Source organism: Pseudomonas sp. HN2 (genome assembly GCF_020736465.1).
In the GTDB taxonomy this organism is placed as follows: domain Bacteria; phylum Pseudomonadota; class Gammaproteobacteria; order Pseudomonadales; family Pseudomonadaceae; genus Aquipseudomonas; species Aquipseudomonas moraviensis_A.
This window is the reverse complement of the sequence record NZ_CP085885.1, coordinates 3749371-3765772: the sequence shown is the minus strand read 5'-3', so window position 1 is coordinate 3765772 and position 16402 is coordinate 3749371. Positions and strand designations below refer to the sequence as shown.

19 protein-coding genes are annotated in these 16402 nt (G+C 60.4%); 12 read left to right on the top strand and 7 right to left on the bottom strand.

The genetic code is table 11. The features are described from left to right. The first annotated feature begins 64 nt into the window (after positions 1–64). On the top strand, positions 65–880 hold the full coding sequence (locus LIS66_RS16420; RefSeq protein ID WP_227972594.1) for an AraC family transcriptional regulator: 816 nt from the start codon (positions 65–67) through the stop codon (positions 878–880). 3 nt (positions 881–883) lie between these two features. Here the strand turns inward: LIS66_RS16420 and LIS66_RS16415 are convergent, their stop codons facing one another. Beyond that, a complete protein-coding gene (locus tag LIS66_RS16415; protein WP_227972593.1) occupies positions 884–1777 on the bottom strand; it encodes a DMT family transporter in 894 nt (297 codons plus the stop codon). An 89-nt stretch (positions 1778–1866) separates the two neighbouring features. Here LIS66_RS16415 and LIS66_RS16410 point away from each other — a divergent pair, with 89 nt between their 5' ends. Together LIS66_RS16410 and LIS66_RS16405 are read left to right on the top strand one after the other, a co-directional pair. Continuing rightward, a complete protein-coding gene (locus LIS66_RS16410; protein ID WP_227972592.1) occupies positions 1867–3198 on the top strand; it encodes a PLP-dependent aminotransferase family protein in 1332 nt (443 codons plus the stop codon). Between the two features lie 40 nt (positions 3199–3238). After that, entirely contained in the window at positions 3239–3616 is a 378-nt protein-coding gene (locus LIS66_RS16405; RefSeq protein WP_064363611.1) for a c-type cytochrome, read from the top strand. Between the two features lie 398 nt (positions 3617–4014). On the opposite strand, the gene LIS66_RS16400 is transcribed toward LIS66_RS16405, so the two are convergent. After that, positions 4015–5670, bottom strand: coding sequence for a diguanylate cyclase (locus tag LIS66_RS16400; protein WP_227972591.1), 1656 nt, complete (start codon positions 5668–5670; stop codon positions 4015–4017). A gap of 176 nt (positions 5671–5846) precedes the next feature. Here LIS66_RS16400 and LIS66_RS16395 point away from each other — a divergent pair, with 176 nt between their 5' ends. Beyond that, the gene (locus LIS66_RS16395) at positions 5847–6182 is read left to right on the top strand and encodes a hypothetical protein (protein ID WP_042609250.1); all 336 of its coding nucleotides are present in this window, start codon (positions 5847–5849) and stop codon (positions 6180–6182) included. A 74-nt stretch (positions 6183–6256) separates the two neighbouring features. Here LIS66_RS16395 and LIS66_RS16390 read toward each other — a convergent pair whose 3' ends face one another. Then, positions 6257–6814: a phage infection protein gene (locus LIS66_RS16390; protein ID WP_227972590.1), complete on the bottom strand. Its 558-nt coding sequence runs from the start codon at positions 6812–6814 to the stop codon at positions 6257–6259. A gap of 133 nt (positions 6815–6947) precedes the next feature. After that, positions 6948–7508, bottom strand: a complete 561-nt coding sequence (locus LIS66_RS16385; protein WP_227972589.1) for a chorismate mutase — start codon at positions 7506–7508, stop codon at positions 6948–6950. A gap of 198 nt (positions 7509–7706) precedes the next feature. Here LIS66_RS16385 and LIS66_RS16380 point away from each other — a divergent pair, with 198 nt between their 5' ends. Continuing rightward, positions 7707–9065: an MATE family efflux transporter gene (locus tag LIS66_RS16380; protein ID WP_227972588.1), complete on the top strand. Its 1359-nt coding sequence runs from the start codon at positions 7707–7709 to the stop codon at positions 9063–9065. Between the two features lie 74 nt (positions 9066–9139). Then, on the top strand, positions 9140–9697 hold the full coding sequence (locus LIS66_RS16375; RefSeq protein WP_042609254.1) for a YceI family protein: 558 nt from the start codon (positions 9140–9142) through the stop codon (positions 9695–9697). A gap of 4 nt (positions 9698–9701) precedes the next feature. On the opposite strand, the gene LIS66_RS16370 is transcribed toward LIS66_RS16375, so the two are convergent. Beyond that, positions 9702–10187, bottom strand: coding sequence for a DUF3592 domain-containing protein (locus LIS66_RS16370; protein WP_064363605.1), 486 nt, complete (start codon positions 10185–10187; stop codon positions 9702–9704). Positions 10188–10339: 152 nt separating this feature from the next. Here LIS66_RS16370 and LIS66_RS16365 point away from each other — a divergent pair, with 152 nt between their 5' ends. Next, on the top strand, positions 10340–11026 hold the full coding sequence (locus tag LIS66_RS16365; protein WP_042609256.1) for a GNAT family N-acetyltransferase: 687 nt from the start codon (positions 10340–10342) through the stop codon (positions 11024–11026). A gap of 64 nt (positions 11027–11090) precedes the next feature. Here the strand turns inward: LIS66_RS16365 and LIS66_RS16360 are convergent, their stop codons facing one another. Beyond that, on the bottom strand, positions 11091–11531 hold the full coding sequence (locus LIS66_RS16360; protein WP_042609257.1) for a hotdog fold domain-containing protein: 441 nt from the start codon (positions 11529–11531) through the stop codon (positions 11091–11093). A gap of 160 nt (positions 11532–11691) precedes the next feature. Here LIS66_RS16360 and LIS66_RS16355 point away from each other — a divergent pair, with 160 nt between their 5' ends. Next, positions 11692–12315: a TetR/AcrR family transcriptional regulator gene (locus LIS66_RS16355; RefSeq protein WP_227972587.1), complete on the top strand. Its 624-nt coding sequence runs from the start codon at positions 11692–11694 to the stop codon at positions 12313–12315. 116 nt (positions 12316–12431) lie between these two features. Here LIS66_RS16355 and LIS66_RS16350 read toward each other — a convergent pair whose 3' ends face one another. Further along, on the bottom strand, positions 12432–13373 hold the full coding sequence (locus LIS66_RS16350) for a class I SAM-dependent methyltransferase (RefSeq protein ID WP_227972586.1): 942 nt from the start codon (positions 13371–13373) through the stop codon (positions 12432–12434). 200 nt (positions 13374–13573) lie between these two features. Here LIS66_RS16350 and LIS66_RS16345 point away from each other — a divergent pair, with 200 nt between their 5' ends. The 4 genes from LIS66_RS16345 to LIS66_RS16330 all read left to right on the top strand — a co-directional run bounded on the left by LIS66_RS16345 (position 13574) and on the right by LIS66_RS16330 (position 16304). Beyond that, a complete protein-coding gene (locus LIS66_RS16345) occupies positions 13574–13993 on the top strand; it encodes a response regulator (RefSeq protein ID WP_042609260.1) in 420 nt (139 codons plus the stop codon). A 57-nt stretch (positions 13994–14050) separates the two neighbouring features. Continuing rightward, positions 14051–14719, top strand: a complete 669-nt coding sequence (locus LIS66_RS16340; RefSeq protein ID WP_064363602.1) for an HAD-IA family hydrolase — start codon at positions 14051–14053, stop codon at positions 14717–14719. 352 nt (positions 14720–15071) lie between these two features. Next, positions 15072–15869, top strand: a complete 798-nt coding sequence (locus tag LIS66_RS16335; RefSeq protein WP_227972585.1) for an SDR family NAD(P)-dependent oxidoreductase — start codon at positions 15072–15074, stop codon at positions 15867–15869. Between the two features lie 21 nt (positions 15870–15890). Beyond that, positions 15891–16304, top strand: coding sequence for an SRPBCC family protein (locus LIS66_RS16330; RefSeq protein WP_227972584.1), 414 nt, complete (start codon positions 15891–15893; stop codon positions 16302–16304). Positions 16305–16402 lie beyond the last annotated feature (98 nt).

The following is a 16402-nucleotide window of genomic DNA, read 5'->3' as shown; positions in this document are numbered from 1 at the left end:
GCTTTGGCGGCAAATCGTCGAGGATATGCGGCAGATCGTCCAGATATGCCTTCGGGAGTCAGCCGTGGATCGCCTTTCTACGTTACTCAGTCACTTCGGCGTGAACGCCGGCACCTTTCACAGCGGCGCATTTTGCGGCGTCAGCGTTCACGAAGGCGAACCGGTCGGCCACGTGCATGTTCTGCAAGCGGGGGCGTTGCTGCTCAAGCCGGGCAATGAGCGGGAAATCCGTCTTGACCAACCGTCGCTGATTTTCTTTCCCCGGCCGTTCACCCACCGGATGTTTGCCGACGATGCCATGGCCAGCCAGATTGTGTGTGCTTCGCTGACCTTCGATGGCGGTTCGGGCAATGCCCTGGCCGCCGCGTTACCCGACTATCTGGTGTTGAAGCTCACGGATATTCCGCAATTGCGCAGCACCCTCGATTGGCTGTTCAACGAAGCCTTCGAAGGGCATTGCGGACGAGTGGCGGTGATGGATCGCCTGTTCGAATTGCTGGTGATTCTGCTGCTGCGCCATCTCATCGGCAGTCGTGATCAGCAGCCGGGCATGATGGCCGGGCTGGCTGATCCGCGTTTATCCCGCGCTCTGAACCTGATCCATGAGCAACCGCACAAGCCGTGGAGCGTCGCCGATCTGGCCGCAGCCGCGAACCAGTCCCGCGCCGGTTTTGCAGAGCAGTTTCGCCGCGCGGTCGGGCAGACGCCGGCCGATTACCTGTTGAGCTGGCGAGTCAGCCTTGCGCAGAAACGCCTGCGCGAAGGCCGGCCGATTGCACTGATAGCCGAGGAGGTGGGATATGAAAGTCCGTCGGCGCTGGCCCGGGCGTTTCGGCGCAAGACCGGGCTCAGTCCACGGCAATGGAAAGCCGAACACTGAACACTATCTGGCAAATTTCTTTGCCCCGGCCACACAGAGAATCACCCCAAGCGTGACGCCGAGCATGCCCACGCTGACTTGCTCATGCAGCAACGTCGCCGCCAGTGCCAGACCGAAAAACGGTTGCAGCAACTGCAACTGCCCGACCGCGGCGATCCCGCCCTGAGCGAGGCCGCGATACCAGAACACGAAGCCGATCAGCATGCTGAACAGCGATACGTAACCCAGACACATCCACGCCGACACACTGATGTTGGCGAAAGAGGCGGGCGCCAGCCACAGGCTCAGCAGCGCCATCGGTGGTAACGACACCACCAGCGCCCAGCAGATCACCTGCCAGCCGCCGAGGCTGCGTGAGAGTTTCGCGCCTTCGGCGTAACCGAGGCCGCAGGCCAGAATCGCCGCGAGCATCAGCAAGTCCCCAGTCGGCGACGCGCTCAAGCCTTGGGACACGGCGAAGCCCACCACCAGCGCACTGCCCAGAATCGAGAAGATCCAGAACACCGGTCGTGGCCGCTCACCGCCGCGCAACACGCCAAACATCGCGGTGGCCAGCGGTAGCAATCCTACAAAGACGATCGAATGCGCTGACGTTACGTGCTGCAACGCCAACGCGGTCAATAGCGGAAAACCCAACACCACGCCCAGCGCCACAATCAGCAGTGACAGCCACTGATGACGCGCCGGTCGCCGCTGTTTGAACAACAACAAAAGCCCCACAGCCAACACCCCGGCAATCGCTGCTCGCACCACGGTCAAGAACACCGGGTCGAACTCTAGCACCGCCAGACGTGTGGCCGGCAGCGACCCGCTGAAGATCAGCACGCCGATAAAACCGTTGATCCAGCCACCGGTTTTTTCCAGCGTCGGGTTGGTTGCGGTCGAAGTAGTGCCCATGGCGGTCGCGCTCGAGAAGTGGCTTGTGTCGCTGCGATCCTAGGGCCGAGAATCAGCACAATCAAAAAATTGTCATGGATACAGCCGACATGCCCAAGTCTCGTTACAAAGCGCTGGTTGACCGTTATGCGGCGGACATTCGTGGTGGACGATTGGCGCCGGGCGCGCGATTGCCAACCCACCGGCAACTGGCCGCGCAGGAAGGACTGGCGCTGGTCACCGCCTCACGGGTGTACGCCGAGCTTGAGGCGATGGGGCTGGTCAGTGGCGAAGCCGGGCGCGGCACTTTCGTCCGTGAAACCTCGCTGGCGCCGGGGCAGGGTATCGATCAGAAAGACGTGGCGATCGGCATGATCGACCTGAATTTCAACTACCCAGCGTTGCCCGGTCAGGCCGAGCTGTTGCGCACGGCGTTGCGCCAACTGGCGTTGTCCGGTGATCTCGAAGCACTGCTGCGTTATCAGCCCCACGCCGGGCGTGCCCACGAACGCGCCTCGGTGGCGCGGCATTTATCGACACGCGGCGTGACGGTCGATGCCGGGCAAGTGCTGATCGTCAACGGCGCTCAGCAAGGCCTGGCGGTGACGCTGATGGCACTGCTCAAACCCGGCGATGTGATCGCCGCCGATGCGCTGACCTATTCGGGATTCAAGGTGCTGGCCGACGCGTTGTATCTGGAAGTGCTGGCGATCCCGATGACGGAACATGGCCCGGATCTTCAGGCGCTGGACAAACTCTGCCGCCAGCGGGCGGTGCGTGCCGTGTACAGCATACCGACGCTGCACAATCCGCTGGGCGGTGTCATGCCGCTGGAACAGCGCGAGCAATTGGTCGCGATTGCCCGTCGGCATGATCTGACGCTCATAGAAGACGCGGCCTACGCGTTTCTGGTCGAGAGCCCGCCGCGAACCTTGATCGACCTGGCGCCGGAACGGACGTTTTACGTCTCGGGTCTGTCGAAAAACATCGCCACTGGTTTGCGGGTCGGCTTTATTGCGGCGCCTTTGCCGCAAGTGCCGGCGCTGGAGAGGATCATTCGCGCGACGACGTGGAACACGCCCGGGGTGATGACCGCCATTGCCTGCGGCTGGCTCGATGACGGGACGGTCACGATGCTTGAACAGCAAAAACGTCACGATGCGATGGCGCGTCAGGCCTTGGCGGCCGAGGTGCTGAAAGGGCTGCGCTATATCGCTCATCCGGCTTCGTATTTTCTATGGCTGCCGTTGCCCGAAGACGTGCGCGCCGATCAGGTCGTGGTCGAGTTGATGCAACACCAGGTTTCCGTCACCACCGCCGAGCCGTTTTCCCTGTCGACCAATACGCCCCATGCGATTCGTCTGGCGCTGGGTTCGGTCAACATGGACGTGTTGCGTCAGGCGTTGACCACCGTCAGAACGATCGTCGGCGCTTATCTGTAAACTGCGCTCACGCCATGAAAAGCCGGGTTTGGACTGTTCAATGAAATTCACCACAACACTGTTTCTCGTTTTGATCTTCAGTGCCAGCGTCCAGGCTGAGGGCGACCCTGAAGCCGGGGCGAAGATCTTCCCGCGCCTGTGCGGCGGTTGTCATCAGGTCGGCGAGTCGGCGCGGCCGGGGTTTGGCCCGCAGCTCAACGGCATCATTGGCCGGGCGGCCGGGACTTCGGCCAATTATGTTTATTCCGATGCGATGAAAAATTCGGGGATTACCTGGGATCGGGCGACGCTGAAGGCGTATCTCGAAGACCCGAAAGGCGTGGTGCCGGGCACGCGGATGATTTTCTGGGGGCTGAGTGATGAGGAGAAGTTGGAGAATCTGCTGGCGTATTTGCAGAGGTTCAGTGCTGAGCCCTAGTCGGGCGATGGTTTACCATCTGATTGGGTACATATCCATTGCTGCGGTAACGGCTGCTTAGGGTTCCGCCCTTACGGCGGGTCACCTTTTCCAGACGCCGAAAAGGTAACCCAAAAGGCTTGCTCCTGCGTTCGGCCCCTCGCAAGCTCGGGGTTCCTTCGCTGCGGGATCGATCCGGGCGCAGCGGCTCCGGTTTGCTTCGCTGCACCTCCTTCCGCTGTGTCTGGCTGCGCCAGACGGTCGCTGCGCTCCCACGCCCGGATCAATCCCTCCACTCAGCCTTCCGACGTCGCCCGTGGATCAAGATCAAGAGCAGGCGAGCTGACACTCGACCTCATGGTGGGCGCGATCACCGTAGGAGCTGCCGAAGGCTGCGATCTTTTGATCTTGCCCTTCCCTCAGTGGGCATGAAACGCCACCTGATTGCGCCCCGCAGCCTTCGCCTGGTACAGCTGCTGATCGGCACGTTTGATCAGGGCCGTGTGGTTGTTGTCTGCCGGATCTGCCAGGCCGAGACCGATACTCACGGTGACGCTGCCGACGCCGGGAAAGTCCGCTTCGGCCACTGCCGCACGAATTTTCTCGGCGACGAGTTCCGGGGTATCGGGTTGCGCGACTTCCGGTAGCAGTACGGCGAACTCTTCTCCACCGTAACGCGCGACGAAATCGGTGCTGCGCACGCTGTTCTGAATCAATGTCGCCAGTTGTTGCAGGACCTCATCACCCACCGCGTGGCCGTGGCTGTCATTGATGCGTTTGAAGTGGTCGGCATCGATCAGCAGCAGGGCATACGGACGCCCGGTGCGTCGCGACAGCAATGAGTACTCAGTGATTTTTTCATCAAACCGGCGGCGGTTGTAAACGCCGGTCAGGCCGTCGTGTGTTGCCAGGCTCAGCAGCTCGGCGTTGGCCTCGGTGAGCGCGGCGGTGCGTTGCGCCACGGTAGCTTCCAGCGAAGCGTTGGCTTCCTGCAGCTCGCGTTCCTTGCCGAGCAGCGATTGGGTCATCGCATCGATGGACTGGCCGAGCTGGGCGATTTCCAGCACTGGATGCTGCAGTTGGAAGTGTGCGCCGGTCTGGTTGTTCTGCACCTGTTTCGCCGAGCGTGCAAGTTTTTCGATCGGGCGGCTCAGGTACAGCGCCAGGTAATAAGCCACCAACCCGAAAACAATGGCGGCGAATACGCCGAGTATCAGCAATTCGTATAGCAGCGTTCGTGCCGGTTGCAGGGCCGTCTCCAAGGGCTGACGGATGGCGATCGACCACGACAGCGCCGTACCCGATGGTGTCGGCACGGTGACCATGCTGGTCAGGTAACCGTTGGCCGCCGTCCAGCCTGGCGTTACCGAACCTTTGGTCGCCAGTTGCTGGCCCATCAGCGCTTCGGGGTAAAGCACCTTGCCATCGTGGTCGACGATCAGTGCCTCGACATCCGGCGCCGAGTTTTTATGGGAAAACGCCGCCGAATCGACGATGCGCGTCACCCAGCTCCAGTGCGCATGCGCGCCCAGTACACCGATCACCTGACCTTCGGCATTATGGATCGGCGCGGCGAAGTCGATAAAGCGCAGCGGCTCGCCATTGGGCAGGCCCGGCAACAACTTCGCCAGTAACACCGCTTCGTGGGGATCACCGGTGTATTGCCGGCGCAAGCCGATCTGGAACCACGGACGTTTTTGCACCGATTGGCCGACCAGCAGATCATTTACCGCTTGACGGACATTGCCCTCGGCATCGGTGACGCCCATCCACGCATATTCAGCGCGCGCCTGGGTGCGCAGTTGCATCGATTTGAGGATGGCTGGATTGTCCAGATCGCCACGCTCCAGATGCGGGGCGCGGCTGAGCAGGTAAACCTCCAACTGCCGTTCGCGCAGTTGCTCTCCCAACAACGTCGCCGCCGACCGTGCCGTGTTCAGCAAGGCGTTGCCGCTGGCCTGTTTCATTTGTTCAGTGGCGATGTGACCGACATAAAAACCCACACTCAGCAGCGTCAGCAGGGACAAACCGCCGAACCAGAGAGTGAGATGGCTACGCAGACTGGCTTTGAACATGGAGGCGGGTGTCTGTCTTTATTGAAGTGGCGCCATGGTATGCGACATCCCCGACGCCCGGCCAGCGAACGGGTTCATAGAAATGCAAGATGCCTGATGCTAATGAGCCAGCATTTGCGTTAAAGTGCGCGCCGTCCGAGAGATGGATCCCGGGCGTTCCCCCATGGAGTTTTACTGTGAAATACCTCAGCAAAGTAGTCGCCGCCGCACTGTTCGGTGTGGTTCTGGCAGGTTGCACCGGCGCCCCGATGAAAACCTCACATTACGACAGCAACCAGTACACCGTGGTTGGCCACAGCGAAGCTTCGGCTACCGGCCTGCTGCTGTTTGGCGTCATCCCGATCCGCCAGAACAGCCGCTTCGTACGCGCGCAAGACGCGGCCATCAAAGCCAAGGGCGGCGATGCAATGATCAATACGCAGGTTCAGGAAAACTGGTTCTGGGCCTGGGTTCTGACCGGCTACACCACCACGATTTCCGGCGACGTGGTCAAGCTGAAAACCGCGCAATAAGCGACGGCTGAATGCAAAAAAGCCCGGCTGATCAGGCCGGGCTTTTTCATGGATGCTGCAGTAGTGCAATTGATTCATGCCACGCGGCGCTCGATCAGACGATCCGAGCCGCCTTCGGCAACGCGGCGCTCGATCAGACGATCCGAGCCACCTTCGGCCACGCGGCGTTCGATCAGACGATCAGAGCCACCTTCGGCAACGCGGCGTTCGATCAGACGATCCGAGCCACCTTCGGCCACGCGGCGTTCGATCAGACGATCCGAGCCACCTTCGGCAACGCGGCGCTCGATCAGACGATCCGAGCCACCTTCGGCAACGCGGCGTTCGATCAGACGATCAGAGCCACCTTCGGCAACGCGGCGTTCGATCAGACGATCCGAGCCACCTTCGGCAACGCGGCGTTCGATCAGACGATCCGAGCCACCTTCGGCAACGCGGCGCTCGATCAGACGATCCGAGCCACCTTCGGCAACGCGGCGTTCGATCAGACGATCGGAACCACCCTCAGCCAAGCGGCTTTCGATCAGCTTGTCCGAGCCGCCTTCAGCGACCAGAGTGTGCACGGGGGTTGCGGCAAAAGTGTTGACTGCGAAAACCGAGAAAGCGATGCCGAGAAGGATTTGGCGTTTCATGATCGTGTGCTCCAGGAAGTTGTTTGTTTGTCTGGAGCCGATGTTACGCCGCGCAGTTTTTATGAGAACTTCATTGACGTGATGGTGAACATCGACGCCGATGATGTTTGCTCTGACTCGCGACTCAGATGGCTTAGGTGCGTATACACAACTCGCCGCTGGCACGGATCAGCGCCAGGTCATGCAACGCGTCGGCGGCCAGACCGCTGCGGGCATTGGCCAGCCATGACGGGCAATTCGGATCCTGCCGATAGGGCGCGAACCCGGCGTACTGCCTTAACAGCCGCTTTTGCAGTTCATCCAGGCGCGGGCGTATCTGTTTCGCCAGGTCCGGGCGCGGAGTGTCCGGTGCCGCACCTGCCGCCTGCCATTGCGCGAGCAGACCGTACTGCACCAGTTTGTTCGCTTCCATCTGTGCGGCGATCAGCTGCGCGACATCGTCCGGGTCCAGTTCGTGTTCGGCGGCCAGCATCCGGGCGTTGGCGATGACTTGCGCCTCACGCGGGCTGTCCTGAATCGGGTTGCCGCTGTCCCACTTGGTCAGTGCAACCAGATCACCGATGTTCAAGCGTTCGTTCAGGGTGGCGAGTAAAGGTTTCAATGAGTCGGGTGCCGCTGCAGGTGCGGCGGCCTGAGTACACGCGGCGAACAACGCGAGGAGGGTAGTGACCAGAAAATTTGCAACCTTACGCATGAGCCGAGCCTCAATAAGTACCTGTCGGAAGAACCGTGATTTACCACAGCCGCACACTGACACAAAGCGGTCTCCGGCATTTACACAAATGCAAAACAGGCGATCAACACCGATTGGAAATGTTGATTGCACGCTGCACGCAACTCACCGAAGCTATCGTCAATCAGGCCTGCCGCCGTCGAGATGGACCTCCATTCAATGCAAAGCGCCACCTTCGCCAAGCCCCTCTGGCAAACCTATCTGCTGTTTCTTGCACCGATGGTGCTGTCGAATTTTCTGCAGTCGATGTCCGGCACGGTCAACAGTATCTACATTGGCCAGATGCTCGGCACTCAAGCGCTGGCGGCAGTGTCCGGGATGTTCCCCGTTGTGTTCTTTTTCATTGCCCTGGTCATCGGCCTCGGCGCTGGTGCGGGCGTGCTGATCGGCCAGGCGTGGGGCGCGCGTGAAACGCATCTGGTCAAAGCGATTGCCGGAGCGACGTTGCTGTTGGGAGTGTTGATCGGCCTGGTCGCGGCAGTGCTGGGCAGCGTATTTGCGCGACAGGCGCTGACGGGGCTGGGCACGCCGGCGGATGTGCTCGACGATGCGGTGGACTATGCCCACGTCATGCTGTGGATTTTGCCGTCACTGTTGGTATTCGTGCTGTTCACCCAATTGCTGCGCGGGGTCAGCGATACGTTGTCGCCACTGCTCGCACTGATCGTCTCAACCGCGGTGGGGCTGGCGCTGACGCCGGCGCTGATTCGCGGCTGGCTTGGTTTGCCGCCACTGGGCATCCAGAGTGCAGCCTATGCCGGGCTGGCCGGCAATCTGGCAGCGATGGCCTGGCTGGCATGGCGGCTGATCCGCAAAGGCCATCCGCTGGCGCCGGACCGAGAATTCTTTGCAGCGCTGCGCCTGGACCGGGTGATCCTCGGCAAGGTCTTGCGCATCGGCCTGCCGACCGGAGTGCAGATGATCGTGCTGTCGTTGTCGGAGCTGGTAATCCTGGCATTGGTCAATCAGCATGGCTCGCAAGCGACAGCGGCCTACGGCGCGGTGACGCAGATCGTCAATTACGTGCAATTCCCGGCGCTGTCGATTGCGATCACCGCATCGATTCTCGGCGCCCAGGCGATCGGCGCGGGACATCTGCAGCGTATGAGCCCAATCCTGCGCACCGGGTTGTTGATCAACGTGTGCCTGACCGGCGGCCTGATTGTGCTGGGCTATCTGCTTTCGCACTGGTTGCTGGGCCTGTTCCTCACCGAAGACTCGACCCGGGCCATGGCCGAGCACCTGTTGCACATCATGCTCTGGAGCCTTCTGGTATTCGGTTTCCAGGCGATCATCGGCGGCATCATGCGCGCCAGCGGCACGGTATTGGTGCCAGTGTTCATTTCGATTATCTGCGTGGTCGGCGTGCAACTGCCGGCGGCGTACTGGCTGGACGGGCAGTTCGGTTTGCAGGGTGTCTGGATGGCGTTTCCGGTTGCCTACCTGGGGATGCTTGTTTTACAGACGCTGTATTACCGACTGGTCTGGAAGCATCAGAAGATCGAGCGGTTGATATAGGGGCTGGCACAACGGGCGGTTGTTTGCTTAAGTCAACCAAGGCCCTGGACGGCGCGCGACGCCCGGAGAACTCCATGTCGATGCGATTGCTGCTGGTTGCCGCGTTCTGGCTCTGTGCCACGGCCGGCGCGCAGGCTGCCCAATATACGCGCGTCAACACCAGCGCCAGCCAGATCAGCTTCACCTACCAGCAGATGGGCTCGCGGATGTACGGCACCTTCGGCAGGTTCGAGGCGATGCTGGATTTCGACACCGACAACCTCGCCACCGCCCGCACCATATTGCATATCGACCTCAGCAGCATCGACGCCGGAAGCGAAGACGCCAATACCGAGCTGGTTAAACCGGCCTGGTTCGACACCGAGAAATTCCCGCTTGCGGTGTTCGAATCCAGCCGTTTCACTCAGGTGGCCGAGCACCGTTACCAGATCGCCGGTCAGCTCACGCTCAAGGGAATCACTCGCGAGGTCGAAGTTCCGGTTGAGCTGAAACCGGACAACGCCATCGGTATTTTCGACGGCGAGCTGGTGCTCAATCGCGACGAGTTCGGCCTCGGAGCGGGGGAGTGGGCGGACAGCGTGGTGTCCAGGGACATCAACATCAGATTCAGAGTAGTGGCGCCGCAACAGTGACCGTTCAGTAGTACCGGTCTTGTTCCTTCATCGCCTGAATCTGCCAGAACGTCCGACCGGAAATCAGCAGGAACAGCAGGGAGAGGATCACACCGCCGGTCATGATGTAAAAACCTGCGCGGTAGCTTTGCAGCTGGGTGGCGATGGCGCTTTTTTCCGGCATCCATGGCGAGACCAATAGGGCAATCGGGCCGTTGAGTTCGTACTGGGTGTGTTCGGCGTAGCGTTCGTCGACGAAATCACCTTCATGAAGCTGGCCGTGTTCGTCGGCATAGCGATAGTGAATGATCTTGCCGTTCTTGTTCATCATGATCTCTTCCAACTGCGTGACAGTGCCGTCGGTTTGCGCGCCGTTGAAATTCAGCAGCGCATACAGAATGCCCTGATGGCGCGCCATGCCGGCCAATAACAAGACCACGCAGCAGGCGACGGTGAGCATGACGATGCGGTTGTAAAGATGATCTTTTGCGGCTTCGCGCGGGTAATACATGGCCCGATCCTTGGTGGTGAAATGAAGGGTGATCGTTACATCGGCCTTCGGCACCGGATCTTTAAACGGCGACCCACCCTGCCACGGTATGATGTCGCGGTTCGTCGACGGCTCTGATCATCGGCAACGTTTTTTACCGCCGGAGTTTGCTCATGCCACGTATCACCCACTACACCTCCCCATGCCCCGAAAGCGTCAACAGCCAGATCCTGCAAATGGTCGTCGACTACCTCACCGACATCAGTGCGGTGGGCCTCGGCCCGAGCAATCTGCTGTACAACGTCTATCAGTACGCGGTCGGCTACGAGGTGCATCTGTATCTCGAAGCCTTGAATGGCCAGAAGGGTACCGAGGTGGAGTTGCTGGTGGCCACTGACGATGAGGATCCGGAGCAGGTCATCGGGTTTCTCATCTGTCTGCCGGTGCAGGGCGATTGGGAGGCGTGTAGCGTCGCTTATATGGCGGTGCGGGAGGGGCATCGGCGTCAGGGTGTGGCGCGGGCGATGCTCGCGCACATGGTCGGGCGCTATCCGCATGCGGAGCTGGCCTGCAGCATCGGCAAGGTGCCGTACTTCGAGGCGCTGGGGTTTGAAGTGATCGGCCAGCGCGAGACGCAGGTGCTGATGAGCACGCGGCATTATCGAAGCAACGGCTTGCGCGGCTTTATCGACACCACGCCCATCTACCGTTCGCTGGAAGTGCAGCAGATTCACACCTACCTGCTGCAGAAGAATGGCAAGCGCGCGATGCTCGATGCGGAAAAACAACGCGACCGGCATCTGGATCAGACCAGTCGCCACGTAGAAGAATTTGTCCGCCAGCGCCTGACCCTGCACTGATCAACCGCCAATAAACAGCCCTTGCCGCGGACTCCGCAGCAAGGGCTTTTTTGTGCCTGCAATCTCAACCGAGCTTGACGTTCATGGTGATGCGCGCGGTGAAGACTTTCTTGCCCTCGGTATCGTGGATGTCGACGTTGACCACCTTGTCGCCATCGCTTTGCCAATCCACGCCTTCAGCACTGGCCACGGCGGTGACGTCGGTTTTCGCCTTGGCCAGGTATTCCACGGTCATGCCTTTGGGAATCCAGCGCGCGCCGGCCGGGATGGATACGTCGGTCATCATTCCGCCGGCCAGTTCCGCCGCATTGCACATGGCGATCGCATGCACCGTGCCGAGGTGATTGGTGATTTCCTTGCGAAACGGCACCTGCACCGTGGCGGCATTCGGACGCAGCTCGGAGATCAGCGGATTGATGCTGCTGAAGTACGGAGCGAACTGGCAGGCCATTTTGCTGAATGCATCAGGGCCGACACTGTTGAACATGCTGAGAGATTGACTCATGGAAAGCCTCGTTTAGGTTTTTACAGAATGATGTTCCGTTACAGAATTATGTTCTGTAGCGGAACGGTATTCTGTTCCCGGCAAATCTGTCAACCTAGGCGCGATTTGTTCGCGGGCACTCAACGCCTTATTCGAATTTTGTTCTCGGACCAGAAGCATCATGGACACCGCCGATCTACTCGAACGCAGCTACCCCGGCCGCCGCGCCGAACTCAAACGCGATATCTTTCGCAAGGCCCTGAGCCTGTTCAATGAACAGGGGATCGAGGCGACCACCATCGAGATGATTCGCGCCGAATGCGACACCAGCGTCGGCGCGATCTATCACCATTTCGGTAACAAGGAAGGGCTGGTCGCGGCACTGTTTTTCACCGCGCTGGAGGATCAAGGGCGTTTGCGGGACGCGTATCTGGACGCGGCCGATACCACCGAAGAAGGCGTGCAGGCGCTGGTATTCAGCTATGTCGACTGGGTCGAGCAACAGACGCAGTGGGCACGATTCCAGTACCACGCACGCTTCGCCGTAACCAAAGGCCCGTTCAAGGACGAACTGGCCGAGCGCAACAAGACGCGCAATCTGCGTCTGCGCGAATGGCTGGCGGAATCGGGTCGCGCTGGCGAGCTTCAGGATTTGCCTGCGGAACTGCTGCCATCGCTGATCATCGGGCAGGCGGATAGTTACTGCCGGGCCTGGCTGGCAGGGCGGGTGAAAGGCAGCCCGACGGACTATCGCGAAATGCTTGCGCAGGCGGCATGGCGGTCGATTCGCGCTGAGGTCTGCTGAGCACGCCCCCCTGTAGGAGTGAGCCTGCTCGCGATAGCGGTGTGTCAGTTAACCATTTGCTGACTGACACACCGCTATCGCGAGCAGGCTCACTCCTACAGGGGATTGCTGTTGTGTCAGCTGATGCGCTGGAAGACCAGGGCTTTCAGGCCACTCTCCGGGTCGATATCGGGGAACTCCGGCGGATTGTCCAGTCGTTGTTCGAAGCGCAGGCTTGGCGCTTCCTGGGTTACGCCGTCAATCAGAAAGTCCGAACCGAACGACGGATCGTTCATGCACGCCAGCACCGTGCCTTGCGCGGTCAACAGTTCCGGCAAGCGGCGCAGCACACGTTGATAGTCCTTGGTCAGCAGAAAACTGCCTTTCTGGAACGACGGCGGGTCGATGATCACCAGATCGTACGGGCCGCTGTTGATCACCTTGCCCCAGGACTTGAACAGGTCGTGACCGAGGAAGCTGACTTTGCTCAGGTCGTGGCCGTTCAGCCGATGATTGTCGCGACCACGGCTCAGGGCCGCGCGGGACATGTCGAGATTGACCACATGACTGGCGCCGCCCTCGATCGCTGCTACGGAAAAGCCGCAGGTGTAAGCGAACAGGTTCAATACCCGCTTGCCCGCCGCTTGTTCGCGCACCCAGTTGCGGCCGTAACGCATGTCGAGAAACAGACCGGTGTTTTGCTTGCGGCCCAGATCGACGCGGTACTGCAAGCCACCCTCGACGATGGTCATTTCCTCGATTTCCTCGCCGATCAGCCATTCGGCCGTGCTTTGCGGCAGGTATCGGTGCTGGATCAGCAGAGTGTGTGCGCCGGACTGCTGCCATTCGCTCGTGGCAGCGAGTTGCAACAGTGAATGCCTCAGATGTTGCAATTGCTCGGGCGCCGGCTCCTTGAACAGCGCCACCAGCACCACGCCCTGCAACCAGTCCACGGTCAGCTGTTCCAGCCCCGGCCAGCAGCGCCCGCGGCCATGAAACAAACGGCGGGTTTCGCTGGGTGCCGCTGCCAGCGCGGGCAGCAAATGGGCGTGGAGGGTGGCGAGGGCTTCAGGGTTCATGGATTACGGTTCGGCCTTTCAAAGGGCCGGCATTTTAACCACAAATGAGGGTTGCAGACGGCCGCTGCACTTCGAAAAACAACACCTTGGAGAAATCTGCTGTATCAAAAATGAATTTCTACAACACGCGCTGCTCATACCAGATAAGCAGCGGATTCAAAACCGCTATTCAAAAAATGTAATTCGGGGGAGTGCTGTTCATGTGCCCTACATCTACGTCGAGCGCGCACCTTCCTGGCGGGTTGATTCTGGTTGTCGAGGACGATCCGTTGATTCTGGAGTTTCTCTGCGAAATTCTCCAGGAGGAAGGGTTCAAGGTCGAACCGCAAACCAGCGCCGACGCCGCCTCACTGTATCTGGAAGAACACGCGGCGAACGTCGCACTATTGCTGACCGACATCACCATGCCCGGCAAGCTTAACGGCGCCGACCTGGCGAATCTGGTCGGCGATCGCTGGCCGGAAAAGCCGGTGATGGTCATGTCCGGCTATGAAACGCCGGAGACCTCCGGGGTCAAGCATTCGGTGGCGTTCATCAAGAAGCCGTGGGCGATCGGTCAGTTGCTCGACTGTGTGGAAAGTGCGTTCAAATCCAAGGCTCCGCATCCGCAGCTGCATTGACAAGTGCTACATTGCCGGGCCTGTCTGCCCCGGCCATCTGTCAGAGGATTTGTTCTTTTGTCTGCACAAGCATCGGTTTTTGATCGCGCATTCGCTGCGTTTCTGTTCGACATGGACGGCACCGTCCTTAACTCCATCGCCGCCGCCGAGCGCATCTGGTCAGCGTGGGCGGTGCGCCATGGCGTGGAGGTCGAGACGTTTTTGCCGACCATCCATGGCGCGCGGGCGATCGACACGATCACCCGCCTCAATCTGCCGGGTGTGGATGCCGAGCAACAGTCGGCGTTCATTACCGCCGCTGAAATCGAAGATGTTGAAGGCATTGTCGAAATTCCTGCGGCAGCGGCGTTTCTCAATGGTCTGCCGAAAGATCGCTGGGCGATGGTGACGTCAGCGCCGCGGGATCTGGCTCTGCGCCGGATGGCAGCGGCGGGGATTCCGGAGCCGGCAGTGATGATCACGGCTGAAGATGTGAAGGCCGGCAAGCCTGATCCGTCGGGGTATCTGCTGGCGGCGAAAAAGCTGGGGGTCGAGCCGGCTGACTGTCTGATTTTTGAAGACGCGACGGTTGGTATTCAGGCTGCGGAAGCGGCGGGCGCGGCGTTGATGGTCATCACCACTACGCATCAGCATCCGATTGAAACGGCTCACGCTACGTTGGCCAGTTACGATGCGATCGGCGTCAGGGTCGGCGCCGATGGTCTGCTTCGTCTGACGGAAATTTGATCTGTTCCGAAATGCCCCTCACCCTAGCCCTCTCCCGGAGGGAGAGGGGACTGACCGGGGGATATTCAGGTAATACGCCGACGTGAAAGGTCTTCTTTGAATCCATAATCGCTATGGTCTTTCAGGTCGACGTCAAATTCAGCACAACTCGGTCGGTTCCCTCTCCCCCGGGAGAGGGCTAGGGTGAGGGGCTGCGTTCTGCCAGGCGCAGAAAATTCTCGAACCAGGCAACATCCCCGTCACCGGTCGGCAGCTCAACCGCGCACGTAATATCGCAACTACGCTGATCCATGCTCCTGAAATCGTCGCCAAAATCGAGCGCGGTGAAACCCCTTGCCAATGAGGTAAACGCATGAAGATTGATCTGAGTGGAAAACTGGCCATCGTCAGCGGCAGTACCGCCGGCATCGGTCTGGGCATTAGCCAGTCGCTGGCCGAAGCCGGGGCCACGGTGGTGGTGATCGGTCGCGACACGGCCAAGGTCGAGCAGGCGCTGGCGAGCATTCTCCAGGCTGTGCCGGGCGCGCAGGTGCGCGGTCTGACCGCCGATCTGGGCACCGCCGAGGGCGCGGAAAAGCTTTTCGCTGCAGAGCCGCGCGCGGACATTCTGGTGAACAACCTGGGCATCTTCAATGACGTCGATTTCTTCGAAACGCCCGACAGCGAGTGGACGCGCTTCTACGAGGTCAACGTGATTTCCGGCGTGCGCCTGGCGCGGCATTACGTGCCGGCGATGGTCGAGCAGGGCTGGGGCCGGGTGATCTTCCTGTCATCGGAATCCGGCGTGGCGACGCCGGCGGACATGCTCAATTATGGCGTGACCAAAAGTGCCAACCTCGCAGTGTCCCACGGCCTGGCCAAACGTCTGGCTGGCACCGGAGTCACGGTCAATGCGATCCTGCCGGGGCCGACCTTTACCGATGGCCTGCAGGACATGCTCAAGGATGCGGCCGCCGAGTCCGGGCGCGACCTGCGTGACGAAGCCGACGCCTTTGTGCGCAAGGCGCGTCCGACCTCGATCATCCAGCGGGTGGCGGATGTGTCGGAGGTGGCGCATCTGGTGACTTACATCGCTTCGCCGCTGTCCTCGGCCACCACTGGCGCCGCGTTGCGCGTCGATGGCGGTGTGGTCGACAGCCTGACTATCTGAATTTTTCAAAAGAGAGTTTTTATGCCAACAGCATCCGCAACCATCGACATCCCGGTCTCGGCCGATCAGGTCTGGCAATTGATCGGCGGCTTCAACACGCTGCCGGACTGGCTGCCATTGATCACCAACAGTGAACTGAGCGAAGGCGGGCGCGTACGCACCCTGAAGACCGCTGACGGCGGCGTGGTGGTCGAACGTCTGCAGACCTTCGATAACGCCGCTCGAACCTACAGCTATTCGATCGAACAGGCGCCGTTCCCGGCCAGTGATTACCTGGCGACTATCAAGGTTGAAGCCCAAGGTCAGGGGGCGCGGGTGACGTGGTCGGGGCGCTTCAACGCGGTCGGCGTGAGCGATGAAGAAGTGGTGGCGTTGTTCAACGGCATCTATCAGGGCGGGCTCGACGCCCTGCGGGACAATTACCCAACCAGATGACACCGCAACCCCCTGTAGGAGTGAGCCTGCTCGCGATAGCGTCGTCCCAGTCGATACCTATATTGACTGACACACCGCTATCGCGAGCAGGCTCACTC

What these genes read in the sequence shown, in the direction of transcription:
- LIS66_RS16415 (WP_227972593.1), bottom strand. Translation starts at nt 1,777, where the DNA reads ATGGGCACTACTTCGACCGCAACCAACCCGACGCTGGAAAAAACCGGT.
- LIS66_RS16410 (WP_227972592.1), top strand. Translation starts at nt 1,867, where the DNA reads ATGCCCAAGTCTCGTTACAAAGCGCTGGTTGACCGTTATGCGGCGGAC.
- LIS66_RS16405 (WP_064363611.1), top strand. Translation starts at nt 3,239, where the DNA reads ATGAAATTCACCACAACACTGTTTCTCGTTTTGATCTTCAGTGCCAGC.
- LIS66_RS16400 (WP_227972591.1), bottom strand. Translation starts at nt 5,670, where the DNA reads ATGTTCAAAGCCAGTCTGCGTAGCCATCTCACTCTCTGGTTCGGCGGT.
- LIS66_RS16390 (WP_227972590.1), bottom strand. Translation starts at nt 6,814, where the DNA reads ATGAAACGCCAAATCCTTCTCGGCATCGCTTTCTCGGTTTTCGCAGTC.
- LIS66_RS16385 (WP_227972589.1), bottom strand. Translation starts at nt 7,508, where the DNA reads ATGCGTAAGGTTGCAAATTTTCTGGTCACTACCCTCCTCGCGTTGTTC.
- LIS66_RS16380 (WP_227972588.1), top strand. Translation starts at nt 7,707, where the DNA reads ATGCAAAGCGCCACCTTCGCCAAGCCCCTCTGGCAAACCTATCTGCTG.
- LIS66_RS16375 (WP_042609254.1), top strand. Translation starts at nt 9,140, where the DNA reads ATGTCGATGCGATTGCTGCTGGTTGCCGCGTTCTGGCTCTGTGCCACG.
- LIS66_RS16370 (WP_064363605.1), bottom strand. Translation starts at nt 10,187, where the DNA reads ATGTATTACCCGCGCGAAGCCGCAAAAGATCATCTTTACAACCGCATC.
- LIS66_RS16365 (WP_042609256.1), top strand. Translation starts at nt 10,340, where the DNA reads ATGCCACGTATCACCCACTACACCTCCCCATGCCCCGAAAGCGTCAAC.
- LIS66_RS16360 (WP_042609257.1), bottom strand. Translation starts at nt 11,531, where the DNA reads ATGAGTCAATCTCTCAGCATGTTCAACAGTGTCGGCCCTGATGCATTC.
- LIS66_RS16355 (WP_227972587.1), top strand. Translation starts at nt 11,692, where the DNA reads ATGGACACCGCCGATCTACTCGAACGCAGCTACCCCGGCCGCCGCGCC.
- LIS66_RS16350 (WP_227972586.1), bottom strand. Translation starts at nt 13,373, where the DNA reads ATGAACCCTGAAGCCCTCGCCACCCTCCACGCCCATTTGCTGCCCGCG.
- LIS66_RS16345 (WP_042609260.1), top strand. Translation starts at nt 13,574, where the DNA reads ATGTGCCCTACATCTACGTCGAGCGCGCACCTTCCTGGCGGGTTGATT.
- LIS66_RS16335 (WP_227972585.1), top strand. Translation starts at nt 15,072, where the DNA reads ATGAAGATTGATCTGAGTGGAAAACTGGCCATCGTCAGCGGCAGTACC.
- LIS66_RS16330 (WP_227972584.1), top strand. Translation starts at nt 15,891, where the DNA reads ATGCCAACAGCATCCGCAACCATCGACATCCCGGTCTCGGCCGATCAG.